Annotated in this window: 12 protein-coding genes; 11 read left to right on the forward strand and 1 reads right to left on the reverse strand. The window is 56.0% G+C overall.

The features are described from left to right. The first annotated feature begins 9 nt into the window (after nucleotides 1-9). The 11 genes from mutL to rlmB all read left to right on the forward strand — a co-directional run bounded on the left by mutL (nucleotide 10) and on the right by rlmB (nucleotide 12,436). Nucleotides 10-1,854 (forward strand): DNA mismatch repair endonuclease MutL, encoded by a 1,845-nt coding sequence (gene mutL / locus RS584_RS02120; protein WP_022650252.1) that lies wholly within the window; start codon nucleotides 10-12, stop codon nucleotides 1,852-1,854. Then, on the forward strand, nucleotides 1,847-2,797 hold the full coding sequence (miaA, locus tag RS584_RS02125; protein ID WP_017383956.1) for a tRNA (adenosine(37)-N6)-dimethylallyltransferase MiaA: 951 nt from the start codon (nucleotides 1,847-1,849) through the stop codon (nucleotides 2,795-2,797). Before mutL ends, miaA begins: the two co-directional genes overlap by 8 nt. Nucleotides 2,798-2,882: 85 nt before the next feature. After that, the gene (gene hfq, locus RS584_RS02130) at nucleotides 2,883-3,194 is read left to right on the forward strand and encodes an RNA chaperone Hfq (RefSeq protein WP_003855990.1); all 312 of its coding nucleotides are present in this window, start codon (nucleotides 2,883-2,885) and stop codon (nucleotides 3,192-3,194) included. A 74-nt stretch (nucleotides 3,195-3,268) separates the two neighbouring features. After that, nucleotides 3,269-4,549, forward strand: a complete 1,281-nt coding sequence (gene hflX, locus RS584_RS02135; protein ID WP_003855991.1) for a ribosome rescue GTPase HflX — start codon at nucleotides 3,269-3,271, stop codon at nucleotides 4,547-4,549. A 56-nt stretch (nucleotides 4,550-4,605) separates the two neighbouring features. Beyond that, the gene (gene hflK, locus RS584_RS02140; protein WP_003855992.1) at nucleotides 4,606-5,865 is read left to right on the forward strand and encodes an FtsH protease activity modulator HflK; all 1,260 of its coding nucleotides are present in this window, start codon (nucleotides 4,606-4,608) and stop codon (nucleotides 5,863-5,865) included. Between the two features lie 2 nt (nucleotides 5,866-5,867). Further along, on the forward strand, nucleotides 5,868-6,872 hold the full coding sequence (gene hflC, locus RS584_RS02145) for a protease modulator HflC (protein WP_003855994.1): 1,005 nt from the start codon (nucleotides 5,868-5,870) through the stop codon (nucleotides 6,870-6,872). 71 nt (nucleotides 6,873-6,943) lie between these two features. Beyond that, a complete protein-coding gene (locus tag RS584_RS02150; RefSeq protein ID WP_003855996.1) occupies nucleotides 6,944-7,141 on the forward strand; it encodes a DUF2065 domain-containing protein in 198 nt (65 codons plus the stop codon). Between the two features lie 103 nt (nucleotides 7,142-7,244). Continuing rightward, nucleotides 7,245-8,543 carry an adenylosuccinate synthase gene (locus RS584_RS02155; protein WP_003855997.1) on the forward strand — a complete coding sequence of 433 codons (1,299 nt, stop codon included), beginning with the start codon at nucleotides 7,245-7,247 and terminating at the stop codon, nucleotides 8,541-8,543. Nucleotides 8,544-8,735: 192 nt separating this feature from the next. Then, entirely contained in the window at nucleotides 8,736-9,161 is a 426-nt protein-coding gene (nsrR, locus tag RS584_RS02160; RefSeq protein WP_003855998.1) for a nitric oxide-sensing transcriptional repressor NsrR, read from the forward strand. A gap of 38 nt (nucleotides 9,162-9,199) precedes the next feature. Then, entirely contained in the window at nucleotides 9,200-11,641 is a 2,442-nt protein-coding gene (gene rnr / locus RS584_RS02165) for a ribonuclease R (protein ID WP_315748858.1), read from the forward strand. A 63-nt stretch (nucleotides 11,642-11,704) separates the two neighbouring features. After that, nucleotides 11,705-12,436 (forward strand): 23S rRNA (guanosine(2251)-2'-O)-methyltransferase RlmB, encoded by a 732-nt coding sequence (rlmB, locus tag RS584_RS02170; protein WP_015572470.1) that lies wholly within the window; start codon nucleotides 11,705-11,707, stop codon nucleotides 12,434-12,436. Between the two features lie 91 nt (nucleotides 12,437-12,527). On the opposite strand, the gene RS584_RS02175 is transcribed toward rlmB, so the two are convergent. Continuing rightward, entirely contained in the window at nucleotides 12,528-13,802 is a 1,275-nt protein-coding gene (locus RS584_RS02175; RefSeq protein ID WP_015572471.1) for an MFS transporter, read from the reverse strand. Between the last annotated feature and the right edge of the window lie 188 nt (nucleotides 13,803-13,990).

Below are 13,990 nucleotides of genomic sequence, written 5' to 3' on the forward strand. Positions count from 1 at the left end.
GGAGAGTTCATGCCGATTCAGGTTCTACCGCCGCAGCTCGCGAACCAAATCGCCGCCGGTGAGGTGGTGGAACGCCCTGCGTCGGTGGTGAAGGAACTGGTGGAAAACAGCCTCGATGCAGGGGCGACCCGCATTGATATTGATATCGAACGCGGGGGCGCAAAGCTTATCCGCATTCGTGATAACGGCTGTGGCATCAAAAAGGACGAGCTGGCGCTGGCGCTAGCGCGTCATGCCACCAGTAAAATTGCCTCACTTGACGATCTGGAAGCGATTATCAGCCTGGGTTTTCGCGGCGAAGCGCTGGCCAGTATCAGCTCCGTTTCCCGCTTAACGTTGACCTCCCGCACGGCCGACCAGCAGGAAGCCTGGCAGGCCTACGCCGAAGGGCGTGATATGGACGTCACGGTTAAACCTGCGGCGCACCCGGTAGGCACCACGCTTGAAGTGCTGGATCTCTTCTATAACACGCCCGCCCGGCGCAAGTTTATGCGAACCGAGAAGACCGAATTCGGACATATCGACGAGATCATCCGCCGCATCGCGCTGGCGCGCTTTGATGTCACCCTCAACCTCAGCCATAACGGTAAGGTGATGCGCCAGTACCGCGCGGTGGCGGAGGGTGGACAAAAGGAGCGTCGGTTGGGCGCCATCTGCGGCACACCGTTTCTGGAAAAAGCGCTGGCCATTGAGTGGCAGCATGGCGATCTGGCCCTGCGCGGCTGGGTTGCCGATCCGAACGCCAGCAGCGCCGCGTTCGCAGAAATCCAGTATTGCTACGTCAACGGCCGCATGATGCGCGACCGCCTGATTAACCACGCTATTCGACAGGCCTGCGAAGATAAGCTCGGCGCCGATCAACAGCCCGCCTTTGTGCTTTATCTGGAGATCGACCCGCACCAGGTTGACGTTAACGTGCACCCCGCCAAGCACGAGGTGCGTTTCCACCAGTCGCGCCTGGTGCATGATTTCATCTACCAGGGCGTTGCCGCTGTATTGCAGCAGCAGGCAGAGCCAGAGTTGCCGCTGGCAAAAGAAGAGCCCGCGCCGCGCCCACTGCCGGAAAACCGCGTGGCGGCCGGGCGTAACCATTTTGCCGAACCGGCGGTCGCGCGCGAGCCGGCTGCTCCACGTTTATCCCCGGCGGGCAACGCGCCGCGACCAACCGGTGCCAACTATCCCAACGCTCAGCCGGGCTACCACAAACAGCAGGGGGCGCTGTACCGCAAACTGCTGGATACGCCGGCGGTGGAGCATAAAGAGCACATCACGGTTTCAACCCCCTCTCTGGATGGGCATAGCCAGAGTTTTGGTCGGGTATTGACCATTATTGCTCCCGACATGGCGTTGCTTGAACGCGAAGGTAAACTGCTGTTGCTGGCGCTTTCCGTGGCGGAGCGCTGGCTCAAACAGGCGCAGTTAACCCCGGGGGTGAATGCCGCCTGCGCGCAGCCGCTGTTGATCCCCGTTCGCCTGAAAATATCCCCTGAAGAAACAGGGGTTTTGCGGCGCGTGCAGACGCAACTGGCCGAAATGGGGATTGAAATCGTACTGGACGCGCAGCATGTGACAATTCGCGCAGTGCCTTTACCCTTACGCCAACAAAATTTACAAAACTTGATTCCTGAACTGATAGGCTACCTGGCGCAGCAAACGACGTTTGATGCCGCCGATACCGCGCAGTGGATCGCCCGCCATTTGGCCAGCGAGCATGCACCGTGGAGTATGGCGCAGGCGATTACCGTTCTGGCGGAGGTGGAGCGCCTCTGTCCACAGCTGGTGAAAGCGCCTCCAGGTGGTTTGTTACAACCTGTTGATTTACAAACGGCGATGACCGCCCTGAAACATGACTGATGTAAGTAAGGCGAGCCTGCCAAAGGCGATTTTTTTAATGGGGCCAACGGCCTCCGGTAAAACGGCGTTAGCCATTGAGTTACGTAAAGTTTTGCCAGTAGAGTTGATTAGCGTTGATTCAGCCCTCATCTACCGAGGGATGGACATCGGCACGGCGAAGCCCAACGCAGACGAACTGCGTGCGGCACCGCACCGTTTACTGGATATTCTCGACCCGGCACAGGCTTACTCCGCGGCAGATTTTCGCCGCGACGCCTTAGCCGAGATGGCCGAGATTACCGCCGCGGGACGCATACCGCTGTTAGTTGGCGGCACGATGCTCTACTTTAAGGCGCTGCTGGAGGGGTTATCGCCTCTGCCATCGGCCGATCCGGAAGTGAGAGCGAAGATTGAGCGGCAGGCGGCAGAGCAGGGGTGGGACGCTTTGCACAGGCAACTGGAAGAGATTGATCCGGTTGCCGCAGCGCGGATCCACCCAAACGATCCGCAAAGGCTTTCCCGGGCACTGGAAGTTTTTTTCATTTCGGGTAAAACTTTAACGGAACTGACGCAAACGTCAGGAGACGCTCTGCCGTATCAGGTGCATCAGTTCGCCATCGCCCCGGCGAGCCGTGAACTGCTCCATCAACGAATTGAGCAGCGTTTTCATCAGATGTTGGCTTCAGATTTTGAAGCAGAAGTGCGGGCGCTTTTTGCCCGTGGAGATTTGCATACGGACATGCCTTCCATTCGTTGTGTGGGATACCGCCAGATGTGGTCGTATCTTGAAGGTGAGATTTCATACGATGAAATGGTTTATCGAGGTGTTTGCGCCACGAGACAGTTAGCGAAGCGCCAGATCACCTGGTTACGCGGTTGGGAGGGTGTTCACTGGTTAGACAGTGAAAAACCACAACAGGCGTTAAACGAAGTGATTGAGGTTATTGGTGATATCGCTGACTGAATGTGTACAATTAAGCCGTATCGTGCGCAATTTTTCAGAATCGCAAGGTTCTAAGTACAAAACAAGCATATAAGGAAAAGATAGAATGGCTAAGGGGCAATCTTTACAAGATCCGTTCCTGAACGCATTGCGTCGGGAGCGTGTTCCAGTTTCTATTTATTTGGTGAATGGTATTAAGCTGCAAGGTCAGATTGAGTCTTTCGATCAGTTCGTGATCCTGTTGAAAAACACGGTCAGCCAGATGGTCTATAAGCACGCGATTTCTACTGTTGTTCCGTCCCGTCCGGTATCTCATCACAGCAATAACGCTGGCGGCGGCACTGGCAGTAACTACCATCACGGCAGCAACGCGCAGGGTTCTTCAACACCAGCGCAGGACAGCGAAGAAACCGAATAAGGTTTTGGGCTGTTATCCACACGGGGAGCCAGGGATCCTGCGTTCCCCGCTGATCTTTTTAGAGAGGTTTACGCTTGTTTGACCGTTATGACGCCGGTGAGCAGGCGGTGCTGGTACACATCTATTTTTCGCAAGACAAAGATATGGAAGACCTCCAGGAGTTTGAATCTCTGGTCTCTTCCGCCGGTGTCGAAGCAATGCAGGTGATTACCGGTAGCCGTAAAGCGCCGCACCCGAAGTACTTTGTTGGTGAAGGTAAAGCAGTTGAAATTGCGGATGCCGTAAAAGCAACCGGCGCATCCGTTGTGCTGTTTGATCATGCGCTGTCTCCGGCTCAGGAACGTAACCTGGAAGCTCTCTGCGAATGCCGTGTAATCGATCGCACGGGGTTGATCTTAGATATTTTTGCTCAGCGTGCGCGTACCCACGAGGGTAAGTTGCAGGTTGAGCTGGCGCAGTTGCGCCATCTGGCGACGCGTCTGGTGCGTGGCTGGACACACCTTGAAAGACAAAAAGGCGGGATTGGTTTGCGCGGCCCGGGTGAAACCCAGCTCGAAACCGACCGCCGTTTGCTGCGTGGGCGTATAACCCAGATCCTTTCACGTCTGGAACGTGTAGAGAAACAGCGCGAACAGGGGCGTCGGGCGCGAACGAAAGCCGATATCCCAACGGTGTCGCTGGTGGGTTATACCAACGCCGGTAAATCCACCCTGTTTAACCAGATAACCGAGGCCCAGGTGTATGCCGCAGACCAGCTGTTTGCGACCCTGGACCCAACCCTGCGCCGTATTGACGTCGCAGACGTGGGTGAAACGGTGCTGGCGGATACCGTAGGGTTTATCCGCCATCTGCCGCACGATCTGGTCGCGGCGTTTAAAGCGACGTTGCAGGAGACGCGTCAGGCGACCCTGCTGCTGCATGTGATTGATGCGGCTGACGTACGCGTGCAGGAGAACATCGACGCGGTGAACGTGGTGCTCGAAGAGATCGACGCCCACGAAATTCCAACCCTGTTGGTGATGAACAAGATCGATATGCTGGACGATTTCGAACCGCGTATTGACCGAGACGAAGAGAACAAACCGATTCGGGTCTGGCTGTCTGCTCAGGCCGGGATTGGTGTGCCACTGCTTTTCCAGGCTTTGACAGAACGTCTTTCCGGTGAGGTAGCTCAGCACACGCTGCGACTGCCGCCACAGGAAGGCAGGCTGCGCAGCCGGTTTTATCAGCTTCAGGCGATAGAAAAAGAGTGGATGGAGGATGACGGCAGCGTGGGGATGCAGGTGCGTATGCCGATCGTTGACTGGCGTCGCCTCTGTAAACAAGAACCTGCGCTGGCGGACTATATCGTCTGATCAGAAAGGGGAAGCCTGAAAAATTCGCCCTTGCATAACAAATATGGAGCATATACATGGCGTGGAATCAGCCCGGTAATAACGGACAAGACCGCGACCCGTGGGGAAGCAGCAATAATCAAGGCGGCAACTCTGGGGGAAATGGCAACAAAGGTGGTCGCGAGCAGGGGCCGCCGGATCTGGATGATATCTTCCGCAAACTGAGCAAAAAGCTTGGTGGCCTTGGCGGAGGAAAAGGTTCTGGCTCGGGTGGCAATTCCACTCAGAGTCCGCGCCCGCCAATGGGTGGCCGCGTGGTGGGCATTGTCGCCGCTGCGGTGGTAATCATCTGGGCAGCCAGCGGGTTCTACACCATTAAAGAAGCAGAACGCGGCGTGGTCACCCGTTTCGGTAAGTTCAGCCATCTGGTTGAACCGGGCCTGAACTGGAAGCCGACCTTCATTGATGACGTGACCGCGGTTAACGTGGAGTCCGTCCGTGAACTGGCCGCCTCTGGCGTGATGTTGACCTCTGACGAGAACGTGGTGCGCGTTGAGATGAACGTACAGTACCGCGTGACCGATCCGGAACGTTATCTGTTTAGCGTGACCAGCGCCGATGACAGCCTGCGTCAGGCGACCGACAGTGCCCTGCGTGGCGTGATCGGCAAATACACCATGGACCGTATCCTGACCGAAGGTCGTACCGTTATTCGTAGCGATACCCAGCGTGAGCTGGAAGAGACCATTCGTCCGTACAACATGGGTATCACCCTGCTGGACGTCAACTTCCAGGCTGCACGTCCGCCGGAAGAGGTGAAAGCCGCGTTTGACGATGCGATTGCCGCGCGTGAAAACGAACAGCAGTACATCCGTGAAGCGGAAGCGTACACCAACGAAGTTCAGCCGCGTGCAAACGGTCAGGCGCAGCGTATTCTGGAAGAAGCGCGTGCGTATAAGACCCAGACCATCCTGGAAGCACAGGGTGAAGTGGCTCGCTTTGCGAAGATCCTGCCGGAATATAAAGCCGCGCCGGAAATTACCCGTGAGCGTCTCTATATCGAGACCATGGAAAAAGTGCTGAGCCATACGCGTAAAGTGCTGGTTAACGACAACAAAGGCGGAAACCTGATGGTCCTGCCGCTGGATCAGATGCTGAAAGGCGGTTCTGCACCGGCAGCAAAAGACAACAGCGGTGCGAACAACCTGCTGCGTCTGCCACCGGCCTCGTCTGGCAGCGCCAGCGCGAACACAACGCCTTCTTCGAACGATGGTGACATTATGGACCAACGCCGTGCTAACGCGCAGCGTAACGACTACCAGCGTCAGGGGGAATAAGGATGCGTAAGTCAGTTATTGCGATCATCATCATCGTACTGGTCGTGCTCTACACCTCCATCTTTGTGGTGAAAGAGGGCGAGCGTGGGATCAAGTTCCAGTTCAGCAGCGTCGTGCGTGATGGCGACAAGCGTCCGGTGATTTATGAGCCGGGTCTGCACTTCAAGATCCCGTTCATTCAGTCAGTGAAAACGCTCGATGCGCGTATCCAGACCATGGATAACCAGGCCGATCGTTTCGTGACTAAAGAGAAGAAAGACCTGATCGTTGATTCCTATATCAAATGGCGCATCAGCGATTTCAGCCGCTACTTCCTGGCAACCGGGGGTGGCGACGTTTCTCAGGCAGAAGTGCTGCTGAAACGTAAGTTCTCTGACCGTCTGCGTTCTGAAATTGGTCGTCTGGATGTGAAAGACATTGTGACCGACTCCCGTGGTCGTCTGACGCTGGAAGTGCGTGATGCGCTGAACTCCGGCTCTGCGGGCACCGAGGATGAAGTTGAAACCCCGGCGGCAGACGATGCGATTGCCAAAGCGGCTGAACGTGTTCAGGCTGAAACCAACGGTAAAGTGCCGGTGATCAACCCGAACAGTATGGCGGCGCTGGGCATCGAAGTGGTTGATGTGCGCATCAAACAGATCAACCTGCCAGCGGAAGTGTCCGAGGCGATCTACAACCGTATGCGCGCCGAGCGTGAAGCGGTAGCCCGTCGTCACCGTTCACAGGGTCAGGAAGAAGCGGAAAAACTGCGCGCGGCAGCGGACTATGAAGTCACCAAGACGCTGGCGGAATCTGAGCGCCAGGGTCGTATCCTGCGCGGTGAAGGTGATGCCGAAGCGGCTAAACTGTTTGCTGATGCATTCAGCCAGGATCCAGACTTCTACGCCTTCATCCGTAGCCTTCGCGCTTACGAGAATAGCTTCAAGAGCAACCAGGATGTGATGGTGCTCAGCCCGGACAGCGATTTCTTCCGTTATATGAAGACGCCGACCAACGCAACGCGATAAACTCAGGCTCGTTTGAGTATTCAAACCACCGCTCTTCACGGAGCGGTGGTTTTCTTTTATAAGGATGAAAAATGAACTCCACGATCTGGCTCGCACTGGCCCTGGTTTTGGTGCTGGAAGGCCTCGGCCCGATGCTCTATCCGCGCGCATGGCGCCGGATGATCGCGACAATGAGCCAACTCCCGGACAATATTTTGCGTCGTTTTGGCGGTGGTCTTGTGGTTGCCGGTATCGTTATCTACTACATGTTGAGGAAAACGATTGGCTGATCAAAAACTAACCGCAATTGGCATATTTTAGGGTCAAAAAGTGCTGTATATCTGAAAAAGCGATGGTAGAATCCATTTTTAAGCAAACGGTGATTTTGAAAAAATGGGTAACAACGTCGTCGTACTGGGCACCCAATGGGGTGACGAAGGTAAAGGGAAGATTGTTGATCTTCTGACTGAACGGGCTAAATATGTTGTACGCTACCAGGGCGGTCACAACGCAGGCCATACTCTCGTAATCAACGGTGAAAAAACCGTCCTCCATCTTATTCCATCAGGCATTCTTCGCGAAAACGTCACCAGCATCATCGGTAACGGCGTTGTGCTGTCTCCCGCTGCGCTGATGAAAGAGATGAAAGGTCTGGAAGACCGTGGTATCCCTGTTCGTGAGCGTCTGCTGCTCTCCGAAGCCTGCCCGCTGATCCTGGATTATCATGTGGCGCTGGACGTGGCGCGTGAAAAAGCGCGTGGCGCGAAAGCGATCGGCACCACCGGTCGTGGTATCGGCCCGGCTTACGAAGATAAAGTGGCTCGTCGCGGTCTGCGCGTGGGTGACCTCTTCGACAAAGCGACCTTCGCTGAAAAACTGAAAGAAGTGATGGAATATCACAACTTCCAGCTGGTGAACTTCTACAAAGCCGAAGCCGTTGACTACCAGAAAGTGCTGGATGACGTCATGGCGATTGCTGATATTCTGACCGGTATGGTTGTTGATGTGTCCGATCTGCTGGACCAGGCGCGCAAGCGTGGCGATTTCGTCATGTTTGAAGGTGCGCAGGGTACGCTGCTGGACATCGACCACGGTACCTATCCGTACGTAACGTCCTCTAACACCACCGCGGGTGGCGTGGCAACCGGCTCCGGTCTGGGCCCGCGTTATGTCGATTACGTTCTGGGCATCATCAAAGCGTACTCCACTCGCGTGGGTGCAGGTCCATTCCCGACCGAACTGTTTGATGAGACCGGCGAGTTCCTCTGCAAGCAGGGTAACGAGTTTGGCGCGACCACCGGTCGTCGTCGTCGTACCGGCTGGCTGGACGCCGTTGCCGTACGTCGCGCAGTGCAGATCAACTCCCTGTCTGGCTTCTGCCTGACTAAGCTGGACGTACTGGACGGCCTGAAAGAAGTAAAAATCTGCGTAGGCTACCGTATGCCTGATGGCCGCGAAGTGACCACCACTCCGCTGGCTGCTGACGACTGGGAAGGCATTGAGCCAATTTACGAAACCATGCCGGGCTGGTCTGAGACCACATTTGGTGTGAAAGAGCGTAGTGGCCTGCCAAAAGCCGCGCTGGACTACATCAAGCGCATTGAAGAACTGACCGAAGTGCCGATCGATATTATTTCTACCGGCCCGGATCGTACTGAAACGATGATCCTGCGCGACCCGTTCGACGCATAATCTTCGTGACTGCTGGCCTGCGGGGAAACCCGTAGGCCGGATAAGCGCAGCGCCATCCGGCGACCGCTCCTGGATCTCCGCTTTTTCGCCCCGTCTGTCAAATAAATTAGCCGCTAACTATCTGGCTGGTTTATCATCATTAATGAATATCTCTGCGGTTTGACCGCGTTTTCCCTTTTTCCTGAGGTTGATGTGCAGTTAACAAGTTTCACCGATTACGGCTTACGTGCGCTGATTTACATGGCGTCGTTACCCGATGGGAAGATGACCAGCATCTCTGAAGTGACAGAGGTGTACGGTGTGTCCCGTAATCATATGGTCAAAATAATCAATCAACTTAGTCGTGCCGGATACGTTGCTGCCGTCCGTGGGAAGAATGGAGGGATCCGTCTCGGTAAACCGGCGCAGAGTATCCGTATTGGCGATGTGGTACGTGAACTGGAGCCGCTCTCTCTGGTGAACTGTAGCAGCGCGTTCTGCCACATTACGCCCGCTTGCCGCCTGAAACAGGCGCTTTCAAAGGCCGTGCAAAGTTTTCTCAAGGAACTGGATAACTACACGCTGGCCGATTTGGTTGAAGAGAATCAACCGCTTTATAAATTATTGCTGGTGGAATGAAGAAAATTTCCACCGGAGCTGACAACGGAGGAACCGACATGTCACAAGATCCTTTCCAGGAACGCGAAGCCGAAAAATACGCGAATCCTATCCCCAGCCGCGAGTTCATCATTGAACACTTAACAAAACGCGAAAAACCCGCCAATCGTGAAGAACTTGCCGTTGAATTAAACATTGAAGGTGAAGAGCAAATTGAAGCCCTTCGCCGCCGCCTGCGCGCCATGGAACGTGACGGGCAACTTGTCTTTACTCGTCGCCAGTGCTACGCGCTGCCAGAACGCCTCGACCTGCTGAAAGGCACCGTTATTGGTCACCGCGATGGCTTCGGCTTCCTGCGCGTGGAAGGGCGTAAAGACGACCTGTACCTCTCATCCGAACAGATGAAGATGTGTATTCACGGCGACCAGATCCTGGCGCAGCCGCTGGGTGCAGACCGTAAAGGCCGCCGCGAAGCGCGCGTGGTCCGCGTGCTGGTGCCGAAAACCAGCCAGATCGTTGGCCGTTACTTTACCGATGCGGGCGTAGGCTTTGTGGTGCCGGACGACAGCCGTCTGAGCTTCGACATTCTCATCCCGCCTGAAGAGGTGATGGGCGCACGCATGGGCTTTGTGGTGGTGGTGGAACTCACCCAGCGCCCAACCCGTCGCACCAAAGCGGTGGGTAAAATCGTCGAAGTGCTGGGCGATAACATGGGCACCGGCATGGCCGTCGATATGGCGCTGCGTACCCATGAAATTCCGTATGTCTGGCCGAAAGCGGTTGAAGATCAGATTGAAAACCTGCGTGAAGAAGTGCCGGAAGAGTCCAAAGCAGGCCGCGTGGATCTGCGCGATCTGCCGCTGGTCACCATTGATGGTGAAGACGCCCGTGACTTCGATGATGCCGTATATTGCGAGAAAAAACGCGGTGGCGGCTGGCGTCTGTGGGTGGCCATCGCGGATGTGAGCTATTACGTGCGTCCACACACGCCGCTGGATAACGAAGCGCGCAGCCGCGGTACGTCGGTCTACTTCCCGTCGCAGGTTGTACCGATGCTGCCAGAAGTGCTCTCCAACGGCCTGTGTTCCCTCAACCCGCAGGTGGACCGCCTGTGTATGGTCTGCGAAATGACCATCTCCAGCAAGGGACGTCTGACGGGCTATAAGTTCTACGAAGCGGTGATGAGTTCTCATGCGCGCCTGACCTATACCAAGGTCTGGCATATGTTGCAGGGCGATCAGGATCTTCGCGAACAATACGCGCCGCTGGTCAAACACATCGAAGAGCTGCACAACCTCTACAAAACGCTGGATCAGGCGCGCGAAGAGCGCGGTGGGATCTCGTTTGAGAGTGAAGAGGCGAAGTTTATCTTTAACGCTGAGCGTCGTATCGAGCGTATCGAACAGACTCAGCGTAACGATGCGCACAAGCTGATTGAAGAGTGTATGATCCTGGCGAACATCTCGGCGGCACGTTTCGTTGAGAAAGCCAAAGAGCCTGCGCTGTTCCGTATTCACGACAAGCCAACCACGGAAGCCGTAACCTCGTTCCGCTCCGTGCTGGCTGAACTCGGCCTGGAGCTGCCTGGCGGTAATAAGCCTGAGCCACGCGATTACGCCGAGCTGCTGGAATCCATCAGCGATCGTCCTGACGCGGAAATGCTGCAAACCATGCTGCTGCGCTCCATGAAGCAGGCGATTTACGATCCTGAAAACCGGGGCCACTTTGGTCTGGCGTTACAGTCGTACGCGCACTTTACCTCGCCGATCCGCCGTTATCCGGATCTGTCCCTGCACCGTGCGATCAAGTATCTGCTGGCGCACGAGCAGGGTCATAAAGGCAACACGACCGAAACCGGAGGGTATCACTACTCCATGGACGAGATGCTGCAACTGGGCCAGCACTGTTCCATGACCGAGCGTCGTGCGGATGAAGCAACGCGCGACGTGGCGGACTGGCTGAAGTGTGACTTTATGCTGGATCAGGTAGGTAACGTCTTTAAAGGCGTGATTGCCAGCGTCACCGGCTTTGGCTTCTTCGTGCGTCTGGATGAGCTGTTTATCGACGGTCTGGTGCACGTTTCCAGCCTCGATAACGATTACTACCGCTTCGACCAGGTCGGACAACGTCTGATCGGCGAATCCGGTGGTCAGACCTACCGTCTGGGCGATCGGGTGGAAGTGAAGGTTGAAGCCGTGAATATGGACGACCGTAAAATCGACTTCAGCCTCATCTCCAGCGAGCGTGCTCCGCGTAACGTCGGGAAAACCGAGCGTGAGAAAGCGAAAAAAGGCGGTAACGGTAAAGCGGGCGGTAAGCGACGTCAGGCAGGTAAAAGAGTAAACTTTGAGCCAGACAGCGCTTTCCGTGGCGAGAAGAAACAGAAGCCCAAGGCGGCGAAAAAAGACGCTCGTAAACCGAAAAAACCGTCGACCAAGACCCAAAAAATAGCGGCCGCGACCAAAGCGAAGCGCGCGGCGAAGAAACAGCAGGCGGAGTAATTTCCCCTCACCCTGACCCTCTCCCCAACGGGAGAGGGAAAATATTTATTACGAGAACCATCAATGAGTGAAATGATTTACGGCATCCACGCGGTGCAGGCCCTGCTGGAGCGCGCGCCGGAGCGTTTTCAGGAAGTTTTTATTCTGAAAGGGCGTGAAGACAAACGTCTGATGCCGCTGATCCACGCGCTGGAAGCGCAGGGCGTAGTGATCCAGCTGGCGAACCGCCAGTATCTGGATGAAAAAAGCGAAGGTGCTGTACACCAGGGCATTATCGCGCGCGTGAAGCCAGGCCGTCAGTATCAGGAGAACGATCTGCCGGATCTGATCGCCGGGCTGGAGAACCCGTTCTTCCTGATCCTCGATGGCGTAACCGACCCACATAACCTGGGCGCGTGCCTGCGTAGCGCCGATGCAGCAGGCGTGCATGCGGTGATTGTGCCAAAAGATCGCTCCGCGCAGCTTAACGCTACCGCTAAAAAAGTCGCCTGCGGCGCGGCGGAAAACGTCCCGTTAATCCGCGTGACTAACCTGGCGCGCACCATGCGTCTGTTGCAGGAAGAAAATATCTGGATCGTAGGAACAGCCGGTGAAGCGGATCACACCCTGTACCAGAGCAAAATGACCGGCCGGATGGCGCTGGTGATGGGAGCGGAAGGCGAAGGTATGCGTCGTCTGACGCGCGAGCACTGCGATGAGCTGATCAGCATCCCGATGGCGGGCAGCGTATCGTCCCTGAACGTTTCTGTTGCGACGGGTATCTGCCTGTTTGAAGCGGTGCGTCAGCGCGGGTAGCCTGTTGTGCCGGGTGGCGGCTTCGCCTTACCCGGCCTACAAAAGCATGGTACCGTAGGCCCGGTAAGCGTAGCGCCACCGGGCAACAATCTCACTCCTCTAACGACCGTAAATGGTCATCCTTTCTCAGCGTCATCAGCGCGAAAATACTCACCACCGCCGTTGCCATCACGTAGTACGCCGGAATATCCAGATTGCCCGTCTCTTTAATCAGCCCGGTAATGATCAGCCCCGCACAGCCCGAGAAGATCGCATTCGACAGAGAATAGGCCAGCCCCAGCCCGGTATAACGCACGCGCGTCGGGAACATCTCAGACAGCATTGCCGGCCCCGGCCCTGCCAGCATCCCAACCAGACCCCCCGCAATCAGCACCACAATCGCTTTGACTGCCAGCGTACTGGATTCCGCCTGCAAAATTTTCAGCAGCGGCAGGGCGAGGATCAGCAGGAGCACGGTGGCGATAATCATCACCGTGCGCCGCCCGATCCTGTCGCTCAGCATGCCCGACGGAATGATCGTGAGCGCAAACCCAATGTTAGAAATCACCGCAATCAGTAACGCCTGGTTAAAACCGGTGTGCAGCGCAGATTGCAGATAGGTCGGCATAATCACCAGATAGGTATAACCCGCCGCAGACCAGACCATCACGCGGCCAATGCCCATCAGGATGGTTTTGAACGTGGCGGCGGTGCTGGCCTGAGTAACAACCGGTTTTTCCCGTTGCTGTACAAAGCTCGGCGTCTCTTCCATGCTCACCCGCAGCCATAGCGCGACCGCACCCATCGGCAACGCCAGGAAGAACGGAATGCGCCAGCCCCAGTCGTGCAAGGCTTCAGGGGAGAGAAGGGCAGAGAGCAACGCGACAATGCCTGCGCCCGCTAACAGCCCGAGCGCCACGGTAAAGGACTGCCATGCCCCGTAAAGACCGCGCTTGCCGCGCGGGGCGAACTCCGTCATCAATGAGACCGCACCGCCATACTCACCGCCCGCGAACAGTCCTTGCAGAATACGCAGGAGCGTAACGATCAGCGGCGCGGCAATCCCGATACTGGCGTAGACCGGCACAATACCGATGGCAGCGGTGGCGAGCGTCATCAATACCAGCACTATAATCAGCGTCGGTTTGCGGCCAATCCTGTCGCCAATGCGGCCAAAGACCACCGCACCCAGCGGACGGAAGAAGAAAGCGATGGCGAACGAGGCCCAGGTGAGGATCAGGCTGGTGAGCTCCGCTTCCCCCTCAAGCTGGAAGAAGTTTCTGGCAATCACCGTTGCCAGAAAACCGTAGACCGCAAATTCATACCACTCGATGAAATTACCGATGGAGCCTGCAATTAATGCACGCTTGTGCGCATCCTGTTGCATAACGATCCTCACAAAAACGGGGTAAGAATAAATTATTCAGCATTAGTGAAGTAATGAAATAGTTTATTCTTATGTTCTGTGAGCTATTTCACGAATGATATCAACACGATCGTCATCGTGTGACCCCCCTCCCATGCAGCGTGCATGCCCTCTGTCCATACTTACCTTTATTGCCAATGAAAGGAGGG

Origin of the sequence: Enterobacter sp. DTU_2021_1002640_1_SI_PRY_ASU_LCPMC_013, assembly GCF_032389435.1 — a bacterium.
GTDB lineage: Bacteria > Pseudomonadota > Gammaproteobacteria > Enterobacterales > Enterobacteriaceae > Enterobacter > Enterobacter hormaechei_C.

Bases quoted from the DNA above. Each gene is read 5' to 3' on its own strand.
- hflC (WP_003855994.1), top strand. From the start codon at position 5,868: ATGCGTAAGTCAGTTATTGCGATCATCATCATCGTACTGGTCGTGCTC.
- rnr (WP_315748858.1), top strand. From the start codon at position 9,200: ATGTCACAAGATCCTTTCCAGGAACGCGAAGCCGAAAAATACGCGAAT.
- hflK (WP_003855992.1), top strand. From the start codon at position 4,606: ATGGCGTGGAATCAGCCCGGTAATAACGGACAAGACCGCGACCCGTGG.
- rlmB (WP_015572470.1), top strand. From the start codon at position 11,705: ATGAGTGAAATGATTTACGGCATCCACGCGGTGCAGGCCCTGCTGGAG.
- hfq (WP_003855990.1), top strand. From the start codon at position 2,883: ATGGCTAAGGGGCAATCTTTACAAGATCCGTTCCTGAACGCATTGCGT.
- RS584_RS02155 (WP_003855997.1), top strand. From the start codon at position 7,245: ATGGGTAACAACGTCGTCGTACTGGGCACCCAATGGGGTGACGAAGGT.
- miaA (WP_017383956.1), top strand. From the start codon at position 1,847: ATGACTGATGTAAGTAAGGCGAGCCTGCCAAAGGCGATTTTTTTAATG.
- RS584_RS02150 (WP_003855996.1), top strand. From the start codon at position 6,944: ATGAACTCCACGATCTGGCTCGCACTGGCCCTGGTTTTGGTGCTGGAA.
- RS584_RS02175 (WP_015572471.1), bottom strand. From the start codon at position 13,802: ATGCAACAGGATGCGCACAAGCGTGCATTAATTGCAGGCTCCATCGGT.
- mutL (WP_022650252.1), top strand. From the start codon at position 10: ATGCCGATTCAGGTTCTACCGCCGCAGCTCGCGAACCAAATCGCCGCC.